This window comes from Rhodococcus sp. G6(2025) (assembly GCF_058628105.1).
On sequence record NZ_CP179750.1, the window covers coordinates 685,723 to 707,971 of the forward strand.

Genomic DNA, 22,249 nt, shown 5'->3' on the forward strand with positions numbered 1-22,249 from the left:
TCGAGCCTATAAGTCTGGGAGCCGGGATGTGCGGGGGATAGGCTCACCGGCATGAGTGAATTGACTTCCTGGGAGTACGCCACCGTTCCGCTGCTCACACATGCGACCAAGCAGATCCTCGACCAGTGGGGCACCGACGGCTGGGAACTGGTGACGGTTCTGCCCGGGCCCACCGGTGAGCAGCACGTCGCGTACCTGAAGCGTCCGAAGGGCTGACGGCCGTGGCAGAGACACAGAACTGGTCCGCGCGCCTCGCCGAACTCGGCATCACGCTGCCGTCCGTCGTTCCGCCGGTGGCCGCCTACGTGCCCGCCGTGCGCACCGGCAACTACGTCTACACGTCGGGGCAGCTGCCGATCGTCGAGGGCAAGCTGACGATCGCGGGCAAGCTCGGCGCCGGCGTGTCGGACGAAGACGCCAAGGCCGCGGCCCGGGCCTGCGCACTCAACGCGCTGGCGGCGGTCGACGCGCTCGTCGGCATCGACTCGGTGGTGCGGATCGTGAAGGTCGTCGGATTCGTCGCGTCCGCCGAGGGATTCACCGGTCAGCCCGGTGTGGTGAACGGCGCTTCGGAATTCCTCGGCGAGGTGTTCGGGGACGCGGGTGCCCACGCGCGTTCGGCCGTCGGCGTCGCGGAACTGCCGCTCGGCGCCCCCGTCGAGGTGGAACTGATCGCCGAAGTGCAGCCGGAGTCGTAGTGCCATGACTCTTGCCCATCCGGCCTACGCCCAGGTGCGGGAGGTCACCCCGATCGTCTCGGTGATGCTCGAGAACAATCCCGGCATGATGACGCTCGACGGAACCAACACGTGGATTCTGCGTGCGCCGGGCCGGGACGAGTGTGTGGTGGTCGACCCGGGTGACGCCGACGAGGAGCATCTCGCCCGCGTCGCGGCACTCGGACCGGTCGCACTGACGCTGATCACTCACCGTCATTTCGACCACACCGGGGGAGTGCAGCGGTTCTTCGAACTCACCGGCGCGCCCGTGCGTTCGGTGGACCCCGAATTTCTCCGCGGCGGCGGCGAAACCCTCGTGGACGGCGAGACCATCGACGTCGCGGGGCTCACCCTCACGGTGATCGCCACGCCCGGCCACACGAAGGATTCGGTGTCCTTCACCGTGGAAGGCGAGGGCACCGTCCTCACCGGCGACACGATCCTCGGCCGCGGCACCACGGTGCTCGACGACACGGACGGCGACCTCGGCGACTATCTGTCGTCGCTGCGCCGCCTGCTGGACCTCGGAACCGGACACTGGATCATGCCCGGCCACGGACCCGAACTGCCCGAACTGAACGTCGTCGCGCAGCAGTACCTCGATCATCGCGAGGAGCGGCTCGACCAGGTGCGGGCCGCGATCGAGGCACTCGGGGGCACACCCACCGTTCGCGAGGTGGTCGAGCACGTCTACTCCGACGTCGACCCCAAGTTGTGGCCGGTGGCGGAGAAGTCCGTCAACGTGCAGCTCGCGTACCTGCGCAGCCACGACTAACCACTGAAACGACTGCGGCCACCGCCTCGATGTGAGGGGGTGGCCGCAGTCGTAGGTGCGGGAACTACCGCGCGCGACGTGCCAGGCGCTCGGAGTCGGAGATCAGCACGCTCTTGCCTTCGAGGCGCAGCCACCCGCGGTGCGCGAAGTCGGCGAGCGCCTTGTTGACGGTCTCACGGGAAGCGCCGACGAGCTGGGCGATCTCTTCCTGCGTGAGGTCGTGCGTGACGCGGAGCGAGCCCGCCTCCTGGGTGCCGAACCGCTGCGCGAGCTGCAGCAACGCCTTGGCGACACGACCGGGGACGTCCGTGAAGATGAGGTCGGCCAGGTTGTTGTTGGTACGACGCAGACGGCGCGCGAGCACCCGCAGGAGCTGTTCGGCGATCTCGGGGCGGTGGTCGATCCACGCCTTGAGCGCTTCGCGGTCCATGCTGACGGCGCGGACCTCGGTGACCGTCGTGGCGGTGGACGTACGCGGGCCCGGGTCGAAGATGGACAGCTCACCGAACATGTCGGACGGGCCCATGATCGTCAGCAGGTTCTCACGGCCGTCCGGCGAGCGGCGACCGATCTTCACCTTGCCCGAAACGATGATGTACAGGCGGTCACCGGGCTCACCTTCGTTGAAGATGACATGTCCGCGGGGGAAGTCGACGGGCTGCAGCTGCTTGGTCAGCGCCGCTACCGCTGAGGGCTCGACTCCTTGGAAGATGCCGGCTCTTGCCAGGACGTCGTCCACGTGCGCTCCTTGGGAATATTGTTCGTCTGTATGCATATTGTGCGCGATTTGCTGCATGTCGACGATGCCCCGGTGATCCGCGGCGTGTCGCTGTGCAACAGGTACGGCTCTGAAGTCTACGTTGAGACGGCTCGGTCTGAGTGACCGATACCACGGAAGTCGCAAAAGTTAACCGGGGGATGCGTCCTGCGGTGTGCTGTTTCGGGGGCTTTCCAGCGCTCAGCTGGCGCGCCGCGAGCCCACTTCGGTGACGGCGGCGTCGTCGGATTCGAAGCCCGACCGACCCTTGCGCCGTCGATGGAAGCGTGCCAATGCGTGGGGAAAACCTTCGTGGGCCAGGGTGGCCACTTCGTCGTGACTTGCCTGGTCGAGGAACTCTTCCACCTCTTGCTGACGAACCGTGAGCCGGCGGAGTCTGAACTCCACCCGCTCCATTGCCAGCGCAAACAGCATCAGCAGCACTGGGAAGAGGACCACAGCGAGACCTTGCATACCGGGAAGTAAACACTGCAAATGTCTCAGAAGCGACACAGCGGCGATTCGGATCGGTCGGGTATCCGTAGAGTTGATCCCGTGCATGCGACCCCCAGCGACGGCTCCGAAGTGCGTGGACGCACCCGTTCGCGGGCCGCGAAGCAGGACGAAACCCGGCTCGGACTCGTCCGGCGCGCCCGGAGAATGAACCGGCGGCTCGCCGAGGCCTTCCCGCACGTCTACTGCGAGCTCGACTTCACCACCCCACTCGACCTCGCCGTCGCGACCATCCTCTCCGCACAGTGCACTGACGTGCGGGTGAACATGGTGACGCCGGCGCTGTTCGCCCGCTATCCCGACGCCAAGGCGTACGCGGAGGCCGAACGCACCGAACTCGAGGAGTACATCCGGTCCACGGGTTTCTACCGAAACAAGACGAATTCTCTGATCGGGCTCGGGCAGGCTCTGCTCGAACGGTTCGACGGCGAGGTCCCCGGCAACCTGAAGGACCTCGTGACGCTCCCCGGGATCGGCCGGAAGACGGCCAACGTGATCCTCGGCAACGCGTTCGATGTGCCCGGAATCACCGTCGACACCCACTTCGGGAGGCTCGTCCGACGCTGGAAGTGGACCGAGGAGGAAGACCCGGTCAAGGTCGAGCACGCGATCGGCGCCCTGATCGAGCGCAAGGAGTGGACGCTGCTCTCGCACCGGGTGATCTTCCACGGCAGGCGTGTCTGCCATGCCCGCAAGCCCGCCTGCGGGGTGTGTGTACTCGCCAAGGACTGTCCGTCGTACGGGCTCGGTCCGATCGACCCGGACGTCGCCGCAGAACTGGTTCGTGGACCGGAGACGGAGCATCTGCTGCGTCTGGCCGGCAGGTGAGGGTAGATACGAGTGTCTAGCGCAGCGCGGTGGAGTCTGGCCGCCCTCGTGGTCGTGGTGGCTCTCGTCGTCGCGATCTGGCCGCGGGGCGACGACGCGGAGATGCCGTCGTACCAGGATCGGTTCGGTTCGGGTGGTAGCACCCCGACGGCGGTGAGCGCCGATCCCGACGCGCTCGCGGCACTGAGGACGCAGGCGGGGTTGGCATCGTGCCCCGCCGCGACGGCCACGTCCGAGCCGTCGCCGGGTGCGGTCCTGTCCGGCATCACACTGGAATGCGTGGGCGACGGCAGCCAGGTGGATCTGGCAGCCGCGCTCGGTGGTAAACCGGCGCTGCTGAATCTGTGGGCCTATTGGTGCGGCCCCTGCGCCGAGGAGCTGCCCTTTATGCAGCAGTTTTCGGATCGTGCGGGTGACGCGGTTACCGTGCTTACGGTGCACACCGATCCCAACGAGTCCAGCGCGCTGTCCCGGCTCGTCGATTACTCCGTCACCCTGCCCGGTGTGCAGGACGCCGACGGGCGTGTCCGCGCCGCGGTCGGAGCCCCGCCCGTCCTGCCCGTCTCGGTGCTGATCCGGCCGGACGGCACGGTGGCCAAGGTCCTGCCGCAGCCGTTCCGCAGCGTCGACGAGATCGCGGACGCCGTCGAACAGAACCTGGGGGTGGCGGCATGACGAACTCCGTGGACGGTGTCGCCGTTCCGCCCTGGCTGCGTCGCGTCGTGCACCGGACCCCGGCCGACCCGCACAAGATCAACCCCGTCCTCGATCGGCGCGCACCCCGCGGCGCGACCACCCGTGAGGCGGCGGTGCTCGTGTTGTTCGGCGGCCCCGTCGAGGCGGACCCGCTGATGTCGGGAGGCCTGCCCGCCGACGCCGACATCCTGCTCACCCAGCGTGCGTCCACGATGCGGCAGCACAGCGGCCAGGTGGCATTCCCCGGCGGCGCCAGCGATCCCGGCGACGAGGGCCCCATCGCCACCGCGCTGCGGGAGGCGCAGGAGGAGACGGGACTCGACCCCTCCGGTGTCCGCCCGCTTGCCGTGCTCGAGGAGATCTTCATCCCGCCGTCCGGTTTCGACGTCACTCCCGTCCTGGCGTACTGGGAGAGGCCCAGCGCTGTCGGCGTGGTCGATCCCGCGGAGGCCGAACGTGTCGCCCGGGTGCCCGTGCACACCCTGATCGATCCGCGGAACCGGTTCCAGGTGCGTCACCCGGCCGGCTACCAGGGGCCCGCGTTCGCCGTCGACGGCATGCTCGTGTGGGGTTTCACGGCCGGCATCCTGGCCGCTCTGTTCGCGGTCTCCGGCTGGGAACAGGAGTGGGACCGCCACGACATCCGCGACCTCGACACCGTCCTCGCCGAACTCGACAACGATCTGGACGACGACCATCTGACCCACGGTCACGGCCGGCCGGCGGCCGAGCGATGACGGGCTCGCACTGGATCGACCTGGCGATCGTGCTGATCGCCTTCGTCGCCGCGACGTCCGGCTGGCGGCAGGGTGCGGTGGCGTCGGTGCTCGCCTTCATCGGGGTCGTGCTCGGTGCGGTGGCGGGCATCCTGATCGCCCCGCACGTGCTGGTGCACGTGGACGAGGGCCGCGGTCGCGTGCTGGTCGGTATCGCCCTGATCGTGGTGCTGGTCATTGTCGGAGAAGTCGCGGGCATGGTCCTCGGCCGCGCCGCGCGGGGAAGTATGCACAGTCCGGTCGCGCGGTCCGTCGACAGCGTGATCGGCGCCTGCGTGCAGGCCGTCGCGGTGTTCGTCGCGGCGTGGCTGCTGGCGATCCCGCTCACGTCCTCATCCCAGCCTCAGCTGGCGGCGGCGGTGCGCGGGTCGAGTGTCCTCGAAACGGTCGACAACATCGCGCCCGCCTGGATGCGGCAACTGCCCACCGAGTTCACCGCCCTGCTCGACACGTCCGGGCTTCCCGACGTCATCGGGCCGTTCGGGCGCACCCCCATCACGACCGTCGACCCGCCGGACGCCAGCGTCCTGCAGAGCCCCGTCGCGTCCTCGCTGCAGTCGAGCGTCCTGCGGATCCGGGGTGTGGCCCCTAGTTGTCAGCGCGCGCTCGAGGGATCCGGTTTCGTCGTTGCCCCCGACCGGGTGATGACCAACGCCCACGTGGTCGCGGGCACGGCGGGGATCGTCGTCGACACCGCGAACGGGCCGATGGACGCGGAGGTCGTGCTGTTCGACCCGTCCGCCGACGTCGCGGTGCTCGAGGTGCCCGGACTGGACGCCCCCGTTCTGAACTTCGCGCCCGAGCCTGCACAGACCGGCGACAACGCCCTGGTGCTCGGCTACCCGGGCGGCGGGCCGTACACGGCCAGCGCCGCGCGTGTCCGGGAGATCCTGGACCTCAGTGGTCCCGACATCTACCGGGCGGGAACGGTCCAGCGTGAGGTGTACACGGTCCGCGGTTCCATTCGGCAGGGCAACTCGGGCGGGCCGCTCGTCGACAGCGACGGCCGGGTGCTCGGGGTGGTGTTCGGCGCCGCCGTCGACAACAGCGACACCGGGTTCGTGCTCACCGCCGTCGAGGTGTCGCGTCAGCTGCAGGCGGCGTCCGGGGCGTCCGTCGCCGTGGACACCGGGGCGTGCATCCTCTGACGGTCGGTCAGACCGTGCGGGGTGCGACGAGATCCAGCAGGGCGGCGTTGACGCGTTCGGGGGCTTCCCAGTGCGCGTAGTGGCCGACACCGGGGACCGTCTGCATCTGCTGGGTGGGCGCGAAGCGGTGGCTGCGGCGCACGGTGTCCGCGAGCACGTACGGGTCGAGGTCGCCGTGGAGGTGCAGGACCGGGATCCGCAGTTTCTGATCCATCGACGCCATGAACCGGCTGCCGTCCGGCCGGAACTGGCTGCGGAACGCCCACCGCTGATACTCCAGGGTGCAGTGCGCGGTCCCGGGAATCTGGATCGCTGAGCGCATCCGTGACATCACGACGTCGAACTCCGGGTTCTCCGTCCAGGCCGGGCCGGAGCGTTCGCGGATCAACCGTTCGACCTCCGACCCGTTGTCCCGGGTGAGGTGACGTTCGGGACGCCACGGCACCTGGCAGGAGACGAACGAGGGCAGCAGGGCCTTGCGCTGGTAGCGGTCGTGGAGGACGGCCTGCTTGAGCGCGACGGGATGCGGCGAGCTGACCAGTGCGATCGACCGGACGAGGCGAGCGTGGAGAACGGCCGTGGCCCAGCAGACGAGGCCGCCGTCGGCGTGCCCGACGAGGGTTGCCTCGCCGTAGCCCATCGCCCGGATGAGGCCGGCGATGTCGCCGGCCAGCGTCCACCCGTCGTAGCCGCGCGGCGGTTTGTCGGAATCGCCGTAGCCGCGGAGGTCGACGGCGACGGCCCGGTATCCCTCCGCGGACAGCGCGGTCAGCTGATGGCGCCACGACCACCAGAAGTCCGCGAATCCGTGCAGCAGGACGACGAGGGGCGCATCCGGTGCGGATGCGCCGACCTCGACGGTGTGGAAGCGGATTCCGTTGGCATGGATGTCGCGATGAATCCAGGGGCCGTCGAAACGGACGGTAGACGGATCGGGTGGTGCCACAGGAGCGAGTTACCGCGCGTGACGTCCGCTGGACGACGCGAGATGGGCTTCCGCGTCCGAGTACGACGTCGGAAGGACCGTCTTGGCCTGCTTCAGCGAGTCGATGGTCTTCTCGGGTGCGCGGAGTTTGCGTACCCGCAGATAACCGAGCAGCGCTAGGACCGCCGTCACCACGACCATGATCAGGAAGACGATCAGGAACGCCAGCCAGCGCGCGATCCACACGTCGAGGAGTTCGGCGAGGAAGAAGAAGAAGAAAAACGAGCTGAACAGCAGCACGGTGAACGCGAGGATGAAGAACAGGCTGCCCTGCAGGCCCTTCTTGACCTCACCGGTGACCTCGGCCTTGGCGAGCTCGACCTCGGCCCGGAACAGGGTGGACACCTGTGCGGTCGCATGCTTGACCAGCGTGCCGAGGCTCGCCTCGCCGGGTGTCTGAGCGTCTACGTCCGTGAGCGGGATCGACGACACCGTGTTCGGCACCCCGTCTCCCGTGTATCGCGGGCTGTCTCCCTTGCCGTGAGTGATGCTCACTTGTCGACCCCTCCAGGTAGCTCTTGCACTTCCGAGTCATCCTTCCGGGCCGCATGGGCCCGACCGCGTCGCCACAGTAACGCTGATCCGATCAGCGACGCTGTCAACGATGTCACGAGCACCGCGACCTTAGCTATTTCGGCCTCGCTGCCGTCACCGATTCCCGCAAGCGCGAGATCCGCTACGAGAAGGCTAACGGTGAACCCGATCGCACCGAGCACTGAGAGGGCAAACATGTCCCGGAACCCCAGTGCTCGCGGCTTCTTCGCGATACCCAGGCGGATCGCGAGCCAGGAGATGCCGAAGATGCCGACGGTCTTGCCGACGAGGAGCCCCGCGATCACGGACTGCGAGATGGGGTTGGTGAACAGCTGCCCGAGGAGCTCGCTGCTCAGGGCCACGCCGGACGCGAACAGGGCGAACACCGGGACGCAGACGCCCGCCGACAGCGGCTGGATGCGGTGCTCGAGGCGGGAGGCCGGGGATTCACGCTCGCCGGGGTCGCGCCGGACCCGGGTGAGGAGGCCGAGAGCGACACCGGCGAGGGTGGCGTGGATTCCGGCGTCGTGCATGCAGTACCAGGTGAGCAGTGCGAGTGGAACGTAGAGCAGCGGGGTGGTGATGCGCCGGTGCTGGGCGAACGCGTAGACGGCCAGGCACACGACTGCGCCCAGCAGCCACAGCAGGGCGATCGAGCTGGTGAACAGGACCGCGATGAGCACGATCGCGAGGAGGTCGTCGACGACGGCCAGGCTGAGCAGGAACACCCGGGCGCTGGCCGGGATGCGAGACCCGGTCAGCGCCAGCACACCCAATGCGAACGCGATGTCGGTGGCGACCGGGATCGCCCAGCCCCGTTCCATGCCGGGTGTGCCGGCGCCGATCGTCGCGGCGATGATCGCGGGCACGACCACACCGCCGCAGGCCGCGATGATCGGGAGCAGGGCACGTTTGCGGTCGGCGAGTTCGCCCACCACCATTTCCCGCTTCAGTTCGAGGCCGGCGACGAAGAAGAAGACCGCCAGCAGCCCGTCCTGCGCCCACGTCCCGACCGTCAGATTCAGGTGGAGTGCCTCTGGGCCGATCTGCCAGTCGCGCAGTGCGAAGTACGAATCCGAGACGGGGGAGTTCGCCCACACGAGGGCGATCGCCGCGGCGATCAGCAGGATCGAACCGCCGACCGTCTCGGTGCGGAGGTAGCGGGAGAGTTCGGAGCGGAGGGGCTGGGTCACCGGGGGCGCTCGCTTTCGATGTGGTCCGGGTACGGCAAATGCTCTGCCGACCAGACTTCCCGGCGCACCGAGAAGAGCTTATCCAATTTGCCAAGCGAAAGACACGAGGTGTTCAATTCCTAAGAAATGGACTCTCGTCCCAATAGTTGAAATAGCATCGTGCAGGAGTAAGTCGAGTGAGCAGTGCCGTCGATACGTCGAAGCCAGAACCGGACGGCGGGGCCACCGTCGCCGGCGTACCCAGAAGCCGGATCGTCGTCGCGAGCATGGTGGGAACATCCATCGAGTTCTACGACTTCTACATCTATGCCACCGCGGCCGTGTCGGTGTTCCCACACCTGTTCTTCCCCAAGGGAAACGGCACCACCGCCCTGCTGGCATCACTTGCCACGTTCGGTCTCGCCTTCGTCGCCCGGCCACTCGGCTCGATCCTGTTCGGCCACTTCGGCGACCGCATCGGACGCAAGACGACGCTCGTCGGCTCCCTCCTCACCATGGGCATCGCCACATTCGTGATCGGATTGCTGCCGACGTACCACCAGATCGGCCTCGTCGCGCCCGCCCTGCTGGCGTTGATGCGCTTCTGCCAGGGTCTGGGGCTGGGCGGTGAGTGGAGTGGCGCGGCGTTGCTCGCGACCGAGACCGCACAGAAGGGCAAGCGGGCCTGGGCAGCCATGTGGCCGCAGCTCGGCGCACCCATCGGGTTCTTCCTCGCCAACGGTCTGTTCCTGATCATCACGCTGTTCCTGGACCACGACAACAGCACCCCCGACCTGGACGGCGCATTCCTGACCTGGGGCTGGCGTATCCCATTCCTGCTCAGCGCGATCATGGTGATGATCGGCCTGTACGTGCGGCTGAAGCTCGAGGAGACACCCGTGTTCGCCCGCGCGGTCGCGCGGGGCGAGAAGGTGAAGACCCCGCTGGCCGAGGTGTTCAAGACCAGCTGGCGTCAGCTGATCATCGGCACGTTCGTCATGCTCGCCACGTACACGCTCTTCTACATCATGACCACCTGGGTGCTCAGCTACGGCACCGGCAAGACCCCCGCCCAGGGCGGCACCGGAGCCGGCTTCCACTACACCGACTTCCTCGTCCTCCAGCTGATTGCGGTCCTGTTCTTCGCGGCCGCCGTCCCCGTCTCGGGGTGGCTGGCCGACCGCTTCGGTCGCCGCATCACGCTGCTCACGATCACCGGACTCATCATGGTCTTCGGGCTCACGTTCGGTGTCATGCTGAACCAGGAGGGCATGGGCAACGCCCGCATGCTCGTATTCCTGGCCATCGGAATGTTGTTGATGGGCATGACCTTCGGACCGATGAGCGCCGTTCTGCCGGAGTTGTTCCCGACCAACGTGCGCTACACGGGTTCGGGGATCGCCTACAACACCGCCAGCATCCTCGGTGCCGCCGTCGCGCCGTTCATCGCCACCTGGCTCGCCACGTCGTACGGCGTCGGCTGGGTTGGCATCTACCTGCTGATCGCCGCCGCACTCACGTTCGTCGCGCTGCTCGTCATGCGCGAGACGCGCGACCAGTCGCTCGACGACGTAGGGGCGTAGTCCCCGTGCGCCTTTCTGGTTGTTCCAACTACCAGAAAGGCGCACGGGCTACGCCTATAGTTCTTGCATGGCGAAAGCCGTGCTGCTGTCCAGGACGGCCCGGATCCGGCTGCCGAAGCAGGATCTGTGGTCGTTCCTCGCCGATACCGATCGGCTCAACCGCAACATCGATCTGTCACCGGTGCACTTCGCTCCGATGCTGGACCGGCGGCGCAAGGGACACTATTCGGCGGAGACCCGTTCGTACGGGCGGCGGGTGCGGTACGAGGAGTTCCCGTTCGAGTGGATCGAGGGCCGCTTCTACCAGGTCCTTCGTCGGTTCTCCCGCGGTCCGCTCGCGGAGGTCTCCACGGGTGTCCGGCTTCGCCCGGCCGCCGACGGGACCGACGTCGAGGTGTTCGCCCGGATCGTCCCGCGTACCTGGTTCGGGGCGATCGTGGCGCGAACCCTGCTGGCGCGCACGGGCATCCGGAAGACGGTGGCGCTCGCGCGGGCGTTGGAACTCCACATCCGCGACCCGCAGACGCATGCCGTGCCCGCGCTGCCGCCGCCGGAGCAACTCGACGCCGGCCGGCTGGAACTCCGCACGGCACAGCTGTCCCGATCGCACGATGCCCCGAACCTGATCGGGCGCTTGGAATCCCACCTGCGGACCGCGTCCGACCTGGAGGTGACGGGCATGCGACCGTTCGAGCTGGCGGACCGCTGGGGTGTCGATCGGATGCAACTGCTGTACGTCTTCCTCCACGCCGCGGACTGCGGCCTGCTGGACCTGAGCTGGAGCGTGCTGTGTCCGGTCTGCCGGACGGTCCGCGAGGACGCCGGCCGGATTCGACAACTGGCGAGCCGCGTCCACTGCGACACCTGCGACATTGCCTTCGACACCGACCTGGCACGGTCGGTGGAGATCCGCTTCGACGTCAACCCGGCCGTCCGCCGGGCGGAGCGGGCCCGGTACTGCATCGGTGGTCCGGCGAATTCCCCGTCGGCGGTGGCGCAGTTGCGGCTCGAGCCGGGCGAGCAGCGTTCCGAGCGGCTCGAAGTCGACCCGGGATGGTTGCGGCTCCGGTGCTATCAGGTGGGTGCCCCGGTGGCTTGCGAGGTCGGCTCTGCCGGTGGAACGCTGCGGGTCGAGTGCGGGCCCGGCGAACTCCGGGTGCTTGGTTCGCCCGACATCGGCGGGGCGATCCGGCTGGAGGTCGACAACCGGCTCCCCGGCGAGGCGCTGGTGGTGGTCGAGCGGGAGCGGTGGAAGGACGCCGCGGCGACCGGCGCGCTCGTCACGTCGCTCGACGGTTTCCAGGACCTGTTCCCGGATCAGGGGGTGGCGCCCGGCGACGAGATCGGGATAGCGAACCTGGCGGTGCTGTTCACGGATCTGAGCGGTTCGACCGCCCTGTACGAGCGCATCGGGGACGTCCGGGCGTTCGCGTTCGTGCAGAGCCATTTCCGCTACCTGCGTGACGCCGTGGTGCGCGAGAACGGCGGGGTGGTGAAGCAGATGGGCGACGCGGTGATGGCGACGTTCGCCGATGCGAGGGAGGCCTGGTCGGCGGCGGCGTCGATGCAGTCCGGCTGGGACGATTTCCGTCGCGGGCACCTCGGTGACGACGACTCGGTGGCGTTGAAGGTCGGGCTGCATCAGGGGCCCGCCGTGATGATCGACAACGACGGCCGGATCGACTACTTCGGCGCGACCGTCAACTTGGCGGCGCGGGTGCAGGGGTGTGCGGCGGGCGGCGACATCGTCCTGTCCCGGGCCGTTCACGACGACCCGGAGGTGGCGCCGTTGCTGGCGGAATCGGACTACCGGTGCGACGTCTTCACGACCGGTCTGAAGGGTATCGGCGAGGAGCAGACGCTGTGGCGGCTTCGCCGCCCGTGAGTGGTTGAGGAGTGCAGGGACTCGTCAACCACTCACGGGGCGCGGAGCGCCCTACTTGCCGCGGATCGCGTCGAAGACCTTGGGGTCGACGAGCGTGGAGGTGTCGCCGAGGTCGCGGCCTTCGGCGATGTCCTTGAGCAGGCGTCGCATGATCTTGCCCGACCTCGTCTTGGGGAGTTCGGGGACGATCGTGATCTGGCGGGGCTTGGCGATCGGGCTGATCTCCCGGGACACTTCGGCCTTGAGTTCGGCGATGAGGGTGTCGCCGGTGTTCTCGACGCCCTCGCGGAGGATGACGAACGCGACGATGCCCTGGCCGGTGGTCTCGTCGGCGGCGCCGACGACGGCGGCCTCGGCGACACCGTGGTGCCCGACGAGGGCGGATTCGACCTCGGAGGTGGAGATGCGGTGTCCGGAGACGTTCATGACGTCGTCGACGCGGCCGAGCACCCACAGGGCGCCGTCCTCGTCGTACTTGGCGCCGTCGCCGGCGAAGTACCAGCCCTGCTCGGGGTAGCGGGACCAGTAGGTTTCGCGGTAGCGGTCCATGTCGCCCCAGATGCCGCGGAGCATCGCCGGCCACGGCTTGTCGAGCACGAGGTAGCCGGAGCCGCCGGCGCCGAGTTCGTTGGCGTCGTCGTCGACGATCTTCGCGGAGATGCCGGGCAGGGGTGCCATCGCGGATCCGGGTTTGGTGGCGGTGATCCCGGGAAGCGGGGAGATCATGATCGCGCCGGTCTCGGTCTGCCACCAGGTGTCGACGATCGGGGCCGTGTTTCCGCCGATCACCTCGCGGAACCACTTCCAGGCCTCGGGGTTGATCGGTTCGCCGACCGAGCCGAGGAGCCGGATCGAGGACAGGTCGTGGGCGTCGGGAATGTCGCGGCCCCACTTCATGAAGGTGCGCACCAGGGTGGGTGCGGTGTAGTAGATGCTGACGCGGTATTTCTCGATGATCTGGAAGTGGCGGTGTTCGTCGGGGGAGTTCGGGGTGCCCTCGTAGACCACCTGGGTGACGCCGTTCGAGAGTGGCCCGTAGACGATGTAGCTGTGGCCGGTGACCCAGCCGATGTCGGCGGTGCACCAGTACACGTCCTGCCCGGCCTTGTGGTCGAAGACGTTGTGGTGGGTGTACGACGCCTGGGTGAGGTAGCCGCCGGAGGTGTGGATGATGCCCTTGGGCTTTCCGGTGGTGCCGGAGGTGTACAGGATGAACAGCGGGTGCTCGGAGTCGAACGGCTGCGCCTGATGGGTGCCCTCCGCCTTCTCGACGGTCTCGTGCCACCACAGGTCACGACCCTCGGTGGTGTCGACGTCGATGCCGGTGCGCTTGACGACGAGCACGTGCTTGACGGACTCGGCGCCGTCCACCGCTTCGTCGACGGCGGGCTTGAGGGGTGCGGCCTGGCCGCGGCGCCACTGTCCGTCGACGGTGACGACGAGCTTGGCTTCGGCGTCGTCGATGCGTGAGCGCAGGGCGCTGGCGGAGAAGCCGGCGAACACCACCGAGTGGGTCAGGCCGAGGCGGGCGCAGGCGAGCATGGTGACGATGGCCTCGGGGATCATCGGCATGTAGATCGCGACGCGGTCGCCGGCGACGAGTCCGAGGTCGCTGAAGGTGTTGGCGGCCTTGCTGACTTCGGCGAGCAGGTCGTTGTAGGTCAGGTCGCGGGTGTCGCCCGGTTCGCCCTCGAAGTGGATGGCGACGCGGTCGCCGTTGCCGGCGAGGACGTGGCGGTCGACGCAGTTGTAGGCGACGTTGAGCCGTCCGTTCACGAACCACTTCGCGACGGGGGCGTCGGACCAGTCGAGGACCTCGGAGAAGGGGGCGTGCCAGTGCAGGCGCTCGGCCTGCTTCGCCCAGAATGCGAGACGGTCTTCGTCGGCGGCAGCCTGAAGCTCGGGGCCGGCGTTCGCCGTGGCGGTGAACTCGGGGCTCGGCGGATACACCTGCGGGACGGAATCAGAATGTTCCGACTTCTCCGTCGCTCCGCTCGCCTGTGCTGCACTGGTCATTGTGGCCCGGCCTTCTTTCCAGTCTCGAATTCGGCACTTCTAGCACGTGTGAGGGTAGTCACATGGTCTCCCGAGCGCACCGTTGCAGAGGGTTGCATGCCCATATTCTGCGACGATCGGTCGACTGGACGCGACGGACGGCGATCGGGTGCGACGAGTGGAGACCCCTGCGCCCACGATGTTTCGATCAGGTGCCGATTGCACGAGTTTCGCCCGTCGTGGCTACACAGATTGAAACCTTGACTTATCGTCATCCCATCATTCGGGCTGCGCCCGGAGCCGCTGCCCGGAACCACGCAGATCTGGGAGGAACGCTTTGCGCATCACACGTGTGGCAACCGCCGTTGTGGCGGTCGGCCTGGCAGCAGGGATCCTGTCCGCCTGCTCGTCCGGTGATTCGACGAGCGGGGGTGGTAGCGGAATCGTCAACGCCTGGGCAAGTGAACCGCAGAATCCGTTGATTCCCACCAATACGAGCGAGAATCAGGGCGGCCGCGTCGTCGACTCACTGTTCGCGGGGCTCGTCTCCTACGACTCCGACGGCGGGGTGAACAACGAGGTCGCCGAGTCGATCGAGACGACGGACGGCAAGAACTTCACCGTGAAGCTGAAGGACGGCTGGACGTTCACGGACGGCACGCCGGTCACGGCGGCCTCCTTCGTCGACGCCTGGAATTACGGCGCGCTGTCCACGAATGCGCAGATCCAAGCGTCCTTCTTCGACCCGATCCAGGGCTACGACGAGGTGGCCGCCGAGAACCCGACGGTGCAGACCATGTCGGGACTGAAGGTGGTCGACGACTCCACGTTCACGATCGAACTGAAACAGCCCGAGTCGGCCTTCCCGGACCGCCTCGGGTTCGCCGCGTACTACCCGTTGCCTGCGGTGGCGTACCAGGACATGGCGGCGTTCGGTGAGAATCCCGTCGGCAACGGTCCGTACATGATGTCCGGCCCCGGAGCGTGGCAGCACAACGTCCGGATCGACACCGTCGTGAACCCCGACTACAACGGCAACCGTAAGCCGAAGAACGCCGGCGTCGACTTCGTCATGTACAACAGCCTCGACACGGCGTACACGGATCTGCTCGCGGGCAACGTCGACGTCCTCGACCAGGTGCCGCCGAGCGCGGTGACCACGTTCGAGACCGACCTGCCGGGCCGCACCGTGAACCAGCCGTCCGCGACCATCGAGACGTTCACGATCCCGGGCCGGCTGCCGCACTTCAGCGGTGAGGAGGGCACGCTGCGCCGCCAGGCCATCTCGATGGCGATCAACCGCGACCAGATCACCCAGCAGATCTACAACAACACCCGCACCCCCGCGCTCGACTTCACCAGCCCCGCCATCGAGGGCTGGTCGGATTCGCTCGTCGGCAACGGCAACCTGAAGTACGACCCGGAGGCGGCGAAGAGGCTGTGGGCCCAGGCCGACGCCATCGCCCCGTGGTCGGGCAGTTTCGAGATCGCGTATAACGGCGACGGCGGCCACAAGGAATGGGTCGACGCCACCGCCAACAACATCCGCAATACCCTCGGTATCGATGCGAAGGGCAAGGAGTACCCCACTTTCGCGCAGATCCGTACCGAGGCCACCAACCGCACCATCCCCAGCGCGTTCCGTTCGGGGTGGCAGGGCGACTACCCGCAGCAGTACGGCTTCCTCGCGCAGAACTACCAGACCGGCGGCAGCTCCAACGACGGCGACTACTCGAACCCCGAGTTCGACCGGCTGCTGCGTGCCTCCGCGGGTGAGGTCGATCCCGACAAGGCCCAGGAACTGCTGAACCAGGCGCAGGAAGTGCTCCTACGCGACCTGCCCGCCGTCCCGACGTGGTACCGCAACGCCGCCAGCGGCTGGTCGGAGAACGTGTCGAACGTGGTCATCGATTGGAAGGGCATCCCGATGTACTCCGACATCGAGAAGAACTGACGCACCGGAGATTCTTCGACGACGGGTGGGGCCGCGAGCTGTCAGTTCGCGGCCCCACCCGGGAGTACGAGCCGAGGCTACGGATTCCTGACGTCACTGCTCCCGACGAATAGGAGGTGATCCGATGCTCTGGTACGTCGGTCGCCGTTTGCTCCAGATGATCCCCGTGTTCCTCGGGGCCACGTTCCTGATCTACGCGATGGTGTTCCTGCTGCCCGGAGACCCGATCGCCGCGCTGGCCGGCGACAAGGCACTCAGCCCCGCGGTGGCGGCCCAACTCCGTGAGCGATACCACCTCGACGAGCCGTTCCTGACGCAGTACCTCCTGTATCTGAAGGGCATTTTCACCCTCGACTTCGGTACGTCCTTCTCCGGCCGCCCCGTCAGTGAGGTTCTGGCGCAGGCATTCCCGATCACCATCAAGTTGTCCCTGATGGCACTCGCCATCGAGGGGATCTTCGGGGTCGGCTTCGGCCTGTGGGCCGGACTCCGCAAGGGCGGCATCTTCGACAGTTCCGTCCTCCTCGTGAGCCTGGTGATCATCGCGATCCCGATCTTCGTCATCGGTTTCCTGGCCCAGTTCTTCGTCGGCGTGAAATGGGGGCTGGTGCCGCCGACGGTCGGGGGCAACACCAGTTTCAAGAATCTGCTGCTGCCCGCGTTCGTCCTCGGGTCGGTGTCGTTCGCGTACGTACTCCGGCTCACCCGTACGTCGGTCGCCGAGAACCTCACCGCCGACTACGTGAGAACCGCGACGGCCAAGGGCCTTTCGCGGCGCCGTGTGGTGCAGGTGCACGTGCTGCGGAACTCGCTGATCCCGGTGGTCACGTTCCTCGGCGCCGACCTCGCCACCCTGATGGGCGGTGCGATCGTCACGGAGGGCATCTTCAACATCAACGGTGTCGGCGGCACGATCTATCAGGCGGTCACCCGCGGTGAGGCGCCGACGGTGGTGTCCTTCGTGACGGTGCTGATCGTCATCTATCTGCTCGCCAACCTGCTCGTCGACCTCCTGTACGCCGCGCTCGACCCGAGGATTCGCTATGTCTGAGAAAGTGGAGAACGAGTCGCCCCGGACGGGCGACCGGAAGACCCGGCAGGCGCATTTCGTGGCACCCGAAGAAGTGGCGGCGCCGGGAGAGACCGACGCCGTCCACATCGACCAGCCGCCGACGAGCATGTGGTCGGATGCGTGGCGGGACCTCCGCAAACGTCCGCTGTTCCTGGTCGCCACGGTGATCATCGTGGTGGTGATCGCCGTTGCGGCTTTCCCCGGTCTGTTCACCGGCACCGATCCCAGGTTCTGCGATCTCGCGTTCAGCATGCAGGGGCCGTCGTCGGGGCACTGGTTCGGATTCGACAAGCAGGGCTGCGACATCTATTCCCGCACGATCTACGGGGCGCGGGCGTCGGTGCTGGTGGGTGTCGGGGTCACGTCGGTCGTGCTCGTCGTGGGCGTGGTGTTCGGTGCGGTCGCCGGGTACTACGGCGGCTGGGCCGACTCGCTGCTGTCCCGGGTCGCCGATATCTTCTTCGGCATCCCGCTCATCCTCGCCGCGATCGTCCTGATGCAACTGTTCGCCAACCGCACCATCTGGACGCTGATCGTCGTCCTCGCCCTGTTCGGCTGGCCTCAGATGGCGAGAATCGCTCGCGGCTCGGTGATCTCGGCGAAGAACAACGACTACGTGATGGCGTCGCGGGCGCTCGGGGTGTCGAACATGCGCACCCTCGTCCGGCACGTGCTGCCCAACTCCCTCGCCCCGATCATCGTGATCGCGACCATCTCGCTCGGCATCTACATCGTGGCCGAGGCGACGCTGTCGTTCCTCGGTATCGGTCTGCCGTCCACCGAGATCTCGTGGGGCGGAGACATCAGCACCGCCCAGGTCACGCTGCGTCAGGGGTCGCCGATCCTGTTCTATCCGGCGATCGCGCTGGCGATCACGGTGCTCGGGTTCATCATGATGGGCGACGCTCTGCGGGACGCGCTCGATCCCAAGGCCAGGAAGAGGTGAGCGGGGTGTCCACGAACGAACCAGCCGGAACACAGAATTCGGCCGACGAGGTGCCGCTGCTCGAGATCCGGGACCTGGAAGTGTCGTTCCAGTCGCATTCCGGGCTCGTGCCCGCAGTGCGCGGTGTCAGCCTCACGGTGTATCCGGGGCAGACGGTGGCGATCGTCGGCGAGTCCGGTTCGGGCAAGTCCACGACCGCGCACGCGATCATCAACCTGCTGCCCGGGACGGGAAAGGTGACCGGCGGCCGGATCCTGTTCGAGGGGCAGGACCTCGCGGAGGCGTCCGAGCGCGAGTTCGTCGCGCTGCGCGGTCAGAAGATCGGCCTCGTCCCGCAGGACCCGATGTCCAACCTCAACCCGGTGTGGAAGGTCGGCTTCCAGATCGAGGAGGCGTTGGAAGCCAACGGGATCGCGAAGGGCAAGGCCGCGAAGGCGCGTGCCGCCGAGCTGCTCGAGGAGGCCGGACTCGCCGACGCGGAGGACCGCCTGGGCCAGTATCCGCACGAGTTCTCCGGCGGCATGCGGCAGCGCGCCCTCATCGCCATCGGACTGTCGGCCCGCCCGCAACTGCTGATCGCGGACGAGCCCACGTCGGCACTCGACGTCACGGTCCAACGCCAGATCCTCGACCATCTGGACGGTCTCACCAACGAGCTGGGCACCGCGGTGCTCCTCATCACCCACGACCTCGGCCTGGCCGCCGAGCGGGCCGAGCACCTGATCGTCATGAGCAAGGGGCGGGTGGTCGAGGCAGGGCCGGCGCTGGAGATCCTGCAGCGGCCGCGCCACCCGTACACCCGGAAGCTGGTGGCCGCGGCGCCGTCGCTGGCGTCGCAACGCCGGAGTTCTTCGCTGGCCCGGGCGGACATCCGGGAGCACGCCCTCGAGGTGGTCGGCGAGGCCGAACAGCACGGCGAGATCGGCGTCGAGTTCGGCAAGGCCACCGACGACGTGGTCGTCGCCACCGGGCTGACCAAGGTGTTCAAGATCCGGCACGGGCTACGGAAGTCCACCGACTTCACCGCGGTCGACGACGTCTCGTTCGCGGTCCGACGTGGAACGACCACGGCCATCGTCGGCGAGTCGGGGTCGGGCAAGTCGACGGTCGCGCAGATGGTCCTCGGACTTCTCGCGCCGACGTCGGGGAATGTCGTGTTCGACGGCAAGGACGTCGCGACGCTGGACCGCCGGGAGACGCTTGCGTTCCGCCGCCGGGTGCAGCCGATCTTCCAGAATCCGTACGGCACGCTCGACCCGATGTACTCGATCTTCCGCACCGTCGAGGAGCCCCTCCGCACCCACAAGGTGGGGACGAAGGCGGAGCGGGAAGCGCGGGTACGCGACCTGCTGGACAAGGTGGCCCTGCCGGCTTCGGTGATGCGGAGGTTCCCGAACGAGCTGTCCGGTGGCCAGCGGCAGCGGGTGGCGATCGCCCGGGCGCTGGCGCTGCAGCCGGAGATGGTGGTGTGCGACGAGGCGGTGTCGGCGCTCGACGTGCTGGTCCAGGACCAGATCCTGACCCTGCTGAACGACCTGCAGGCGGAGCTGGGGCTGACGTACCTGTTCATCACCCACGACCTGGCGGTGGTGCGGCAGATCGCCGACGACGTGCTCGTCATGTCCACCGGCGCGATCGTGGAGAAAGCGACCACGGACGAGGTCTTCACATCACCGAAGGAGGAGTACACACGGAAGCTGCTGGACGCGATTCCCGGCGGATCGATCCGGCTCGGCGCCTGACCCGGGACGGCGCCGGGTAGCGTTCCGGTACGTGAGCGACCCGTTGCAGCCCCTCGTCGACCTTCCCGGCGTCCGCGAAGCCGCGGACCGTGCGCGCGACGCGCTCGGTGCGGTTCACCGCCACAAGACCAACCGGCGCGGCTGGCCGACCACGGCGGCCGAGGCGGCGGTCCGGGCGGCCCGCGCCTCGGCGTCGCTGGACGGCGGCAGCACCGAGTTGCCCGCGCCCGGCGAGGCAGGCGACCCGATTCTGTCGGGGGCGCTGCGGGTCGGGCAGGCCCTCGACGGTGACGCCCTCACACTTCTGCAGTCCACCTGGCAGCGGGCACCGCTGCAGGCCCTCGCGCGGCTTCATCTGCTGGCCGCGGCCGACCTCGTGGAGGATCAGGAATTGCTCGGCAGGCCGCGTGCCGGGTCCGGCGTCGCGGAGCGGCTCGACGGTCTCGCCCAGCTCGTGACGGGGGGAACGGCTGCGCCCGCGCCGGTTCTGGCGGCCGTGGTGCACGGGGAATTGTTGACGCTGAAGCCGTTCGGGGTCGGCGACGGTATCGTCGCGCGCGCCGCGTCACGCCTGGTTTCCGTGGCGAGCGGGCTCGATCCCCACAATCTCGGGGTCCCGGAGGTCAGCTGGTTGCGCCGGCAGCAGGCGTACCGCAACGGGGCGGCCGCGTTCGCGTCGGGCGAGCCGGAGGGTGTCGGCAGCTGGGTCGTCCTCTGCTGTGGCGCTCTGGAGGCCGGAGCCCGGGAGGCCACGTCGATCGCGGAGGCCGCGACGAGTTAGTCGAAATACCCTGCGCTGCAACAAGTTCCCGAACATGTGAAACGGGCGGCGCTGCCGACTGGTGTCGACTTCGCCGCCCGTTAGCACGGACAACCGGTTACCAAGCGTGCAAGGTGGGTTGTGTGGGTGGCCTCGGCGAGAGTCCGAATATCGTCGGGTCGTCCTTGCAACCTGTGCAGGGTCCTTGCCGGTGAAGACTCGAGTCTCGCAGGCCCACAACGCTTCTGCCCTTATAGTGGCTTATGCTTCGCGTGGGTACCTAGTGCCCGTGCTGGGAATCCTGGTCGGGAGATCGATCCTTCTCTTCTGGGTCGACCTTGGCCTTCCGTTCTTCCGTAACTCCTTTGTACCCCGTGACCCCCCTCACAGCAAGTATCAAATTCGGTTTGTGACCGTGTCGCGGGTTGCGGCGGTCAGCGCTTGCGGCGCAACACTCCATACGTGAACGCGCCCGCGACCAGGGCCCCGACGCTCACCGCCGCCGTGGTCACGACGGTGGTCGCGGACGGCGCCTGGAGGCGTGCCCGGAGGGAGACCGGATTCGAGAAAGTCAATATGGGCCAACCGTTTCCGGCCGCAGCCTTCCGTAAAGCCCGGTCCGGGTTGACCGCCGTCGGGTGGCCGACTGCGGTCAGCATCGGGAGATCGGTCACGGAGTCGGAGTAGGCGTAGCATGCCGACAGGTCGTAGTGGTATTCGTCGGCCAGTTGCCGCATCGCGTCCACTTTGCCTTCGCCGTAGCAGTAGAACTCCACCTCGCCGGTGTAGAGCCCGTCCGCGACCGCCATGCGGGTGGCGGTGCTGCGCGTGGCCCCGAGAGCTTCGGCGATCGGCGCCACCACCTCCTCGCCCGACGCCGACACCACGATGACGTCGTGGCCCCGCAACTTGTGGTCCGCGATGAGGTCGGCGGCCTCCGCGAACACCAGAGGGTCCACGATGTCGTGGAGGGTTTCGGCGACCACGGACCGGACCTGGTCCACGTTCCAGCCCGCGCACATGCTCGTGAGGTAGGCGCGCATCCGCTCCATCTGATCGTGGTCCGCGCCCGACAGCAGGAACAGAAACTGCGCGTAACTGCTCTTGAGAACCGATCGGCGGTTGATCAGGCCCTGGTCGAAGAACGGTCTGCTGAACGCGAGGGTGCTGGATTTCGCGATGATCGTCTTGTCGAGGTCGAAGAATGCGGCAACCCGACCTGTCTCGGTGTGTCGACCTGTCTTGGCACTTCTCTGTGGCTTCGCGGTCACAATTTCCAAGGATATGCGGACTTCGAGTGGGGTGGGGGCTCGTACGAAGGGGCCGAGGAAGGGTCTTTCGGCACTATCGACACGACGGAACGTTCAACAGTTGAACTTGCAAATACTGATCGGGGGAGGTGTAGTATT

General features: G+C 67.5%; 21 protein-coding genes. 14 read left to right on the forward strand and 7 right to left on the reverse strand.

Annotated elements, in window-relative coordinates:
* The first annotated feature begins 51 nt into the window (after positions 1-51).
* The 3 genes from sp36 to ACLIVD_RS03340 are packed head-to-tail and all read left to right on the forward strand — an operon-like array spanning position 52 to position 1,494.
* A complete protein-coding gene (gene sp36 / locus ACLIVD_RS03330; RefSeq protein WP_005248493.1) occupies positions 52-216 on the forward strand; it encodes a Sp36 family protein in 165 nt (54 codons plus the stop codon).
* Positions 217-221: 5 nt separating this feature from the next.
* On the forward strand, positions 222-698 hold the full coding sequence (locus tag ACLIVD_RS03335; protein ID WP_009477371.1) for a RidA family protein: 477 nt from the start codon (positions 222-224) through the stop codon (positions 696-698).
* Between the two features lie 4 nt (positions 699-702).
* A complete protein-coding gene (locus ACLIVD_RS03340; RefSeq protein WP_491931948.1) occupies positions 703-1,494 on the forward strand; it encodes an MBL fold metallo-hydrolase in 792 nt (263 codons plus the stop codon).
* 64 nt (positions 1,495-1,558) lie between these two features.
* Here the strand turns inward: ACLIVD_RS03340 and ACLIVD_RS03345 are convergent, their stop codons facing one another.
* Entirely contained in the window at positions 1,559-2,233 is a 675-nt protein-coding gene (locus ACLIVD_RS03345; RefSeq protein ID WP_005256089.1) for a Crp/Fnr family transcriptional regulator, read from the reverse strand.
* A gap of 219 nt (positions 2,234-2,452) precedes the next feature.
* A complete protein-coding gene (locus tag ACLIVD_RS03350) occupies positions 2,453-2,725 on the reverse strand; it encodes a hypothetical protein (RefSeq protein WP_005248489.1) in 273 nt (90 codons plus the stop codon).
* Positions 2,726-2,746: 21 nt separating this feature from the next.
* Here ACLIVD_RS03350 and nth point away from each other — a divergent pair, with 21 nt between their 5' ends.
* From nth to marP, 4 genes are read left to right on the forward strand one after another with little or no spacing between them, the layout of a single operon-like run.
* Positions 2,747-3,592, forward strand: coding sequence for an endonuclease III (gene nth / locus ACLIVD_RS03355; RefSeq protein ID WP_011596762.1), 846 nt, complete (start codon positions 2,747-2,749; stop codon positions 3,590-3,592).
* 12 nt (positions 3,593-3,604) lie between these two features.
* Positions 3,605-4,267 (forward strand): TlpA family protein disulfide reductase, encoded by a 663-nt coding sequence (locus ACLIVD_RS03360; protein WP_280782908.1) that lies wholly within the window; start codon positions 3,605-3,607, stop codon positions 4,265-4,267.
* Positions 4,264-5,025: an NUDIX hydrolase gene (locus ACLIVD_RS03365; RefSeq protein ID WP_283332828.1), complete on the forward strand. Its 762-nt coding sequence runs from the start codon at positions 4,264-4,266 to the stop codon at positions 5,023-5,025. Before ACLIVD_RS03360 ends, ACLIVD_RS03365 begins: the two co-directional genes overlap by 4 nt.
* On the forward strand, positions 5,022-6,212 hold the full coding sequence (gene marP, locus ACLIVD_RS03370) for an acid resistance serine protease MarP (RefSeq protein ID WP_283332829.1): 1,191 nt from the start codon (positions 5,022-5,024) through the stop codon (positions 6,210-6,212). The genes ACLIVD_RS03365 and marP overlap by 4 nt, the downstream gene beginning before the upstream one ends.
* A gap of 7 nt (positions 6,213-6,219) precedes the next feature.
* On the opposite strand, the gene ACLIVD_RS03375 is transcribed toward marP, so the two are convergent.
* Genes ACLIVD_RS03375 through nhaA form a run of 3 tightly spaced genes read right to left on the reverse strand, consistent with a single transcriptional unit; the run spans position 6,220 to position 8,924 of the window.
* Positions 6,220-7,158 carry an alpha/beta fold hydrolase gene (locus ACLIVD_RS03375; protein ID WP_283354194.1) on the reverse strand — a complete coding sequence of 313 codons (939 nt, stop codon included), beginning with the start codon at positions 7,156-7,158 and terminating at the stop codon, positions 6,220-6,222.
* Between the two features lie 9 nt (positions 7,159-7,167).
* Positions 7,168-7,692, reverse strand: a complete 525-nt coding sequence (locus ACLIVD_RS03380) for a phage holin family protein (RefSeq protein WP_280782904.1) — start codon at positions 7,690-7,692, stop codon at positions 7,168-7,170.
* The gene (nhaA, locus tag ACLIVD_RS03385) at positions 7,689-8,924 is read right to left on the reverse strand and encodes a Na+/H+ antiporter NhaA (protein WP_283354195.1); all 1,236 of its coding nucleotides are present in this window, start codon (positions 8,922-8,924) and stop codon (positions 7,689-7,691) included. The genes ACLIVD_RS03380 and nhaA overlap by 4 nt, the downstream gene beginning before the upstream one ends.
* Positions 8,925-9,100: 176 nt before the next feature.
* Between nhaA and ACLIVD_RS03390 the strand changes: the two genes are divergently transcribed.
* On the forward strand, positions 9,101-10,486 hold the full coding sequence (locus ACLIVD_RS03390) for an MFS transporter (protein WP_283332833.1): 1,386 nt from the start codon (positions 9,101-9,103) through the stop codon (positions 10,484-10,486).
* 67 nt (positions 10,487-10,553) lie between these two features.
* The gene (locus ACLIVD_RS03395; RefSeq protein ID WP_283354196.1) at positions 10,554-12,371 is read left to right on the forward strand and encodes an adenylate/guanylate cyclase domain-containing protein; all 1,818 of its coding nucleotides are present in this window, start codon (positions 10,554-10,556) and stop codon (positions 12,369-12,371) included.
* Positions 12,372-12,422: 51 nt separating this feature from the next.
* Here the strand turns inward: ACLIVD_RS03395 and acs are convergent, their stop codons facing one another.
* Positions 12,423-14,387, reverse strand: a complete 1,965-nt coding sequence (gene acs / locus ACLIVD_RS03400; RefSeq protein ID WP_283332835.1) for an acetate--CoA ligase — start codon at positions 14,385-14,387, stop codon at positions 12,423-12,425.
* Positions 14,388-14,703: 316 nt separating this feature from the next.
* On the opposite strand from acs, the gene ACLIVD_RS03405 reads away from it, so the two are divergent.
* From ACLIVD_RS03405 to ACLIVD_RS03425, 5 genes are all read left to right on the forward strand, one after another.
* Positions 14,704-16,320: a peptide ABC transporter substrate-binding protein gene (locus ACLIVD_RS03405; RefSeq protein ID WP_491931949.1), complete on the forward strand. Its 1,617-nt coding sequence runs from the start codon at positions 14,704-14,706 to the stop codon at positions 16,318-16,320.
* Positions 16,321-16,444: 124 nt separating this feature from the next.
* On the forward strand, positions 16,445-17,371 hold the full coding sequence (locus ACLIVD_RS03410; protein ID WP_280782898.1) for an ABC transporter permease: 927 nt from the start codon (positions 16,445-16,447) through the stop codon (positions 17,369-17,371).
* Positions 17,364-18,338 (forward strand): ABC transporter permease, encoded by a 975-nt coding sequence (locus ACLIVD_RS03415; RefSeq protein WP_491931950.1) that lies wholly within the window; start codon positions 17,364-17,366, stop codon positions 18,336-18,338. Before ACLIVD_RS03410 ends, ACLIVD_RS03415 begins: the two co-directional genes overlap by 8 nt.
* Positions 18,335-20,080 (forward strand): dipeptide ABC transporter ATP-binding protein, encoded by a 1,746-nt coding sequence (locus ACLIVD_RS03420; protein WP_283354200.1) that lies wholly within the window; start codon positions 18,335-18,337, stop codon positions 20,078-20,080. The genes ACLIVD_RS03415 and ACLIVD_RS03420 overlap by 4 nt, the downstream gene beginning before the upstream one ends.
* 31 nt (positions 20,081-20,111) lie before the next feature.
* Positions 20,112-20,861 (forward strand): oxidoreductase, encoded by a 750-nt coding sequence (locus ACLIVD_RS03425; RefSeq protein ID WP_283332837.1) that lies wholly within the window; start codon positions 20,112-20,114, stop codon positions 20,859-20,861.
* Between the two features lie 413 nt (positions 20,862-21,274).
* Here the strand turns inward: ACLIVD_RS03425 and ACLIVD_RS03430 are convergent, their stop codons facing one another.
* Positions 21,275-22,111 carry an HAD-IB family hydrolase gene (locus tag ACLIVD_RS03430; RefSeq protein ID WP_009477389.1) on the reverse strand — a complete coding sequence of 279 codons (837 nt, stop codon included), beginning with the start codon at positions 22,109-22,111 and terminating at the stop codon, positions 21,275-21,277.
* Positions 22,112-22,249 lie beyond the last annotated feature (138 nt).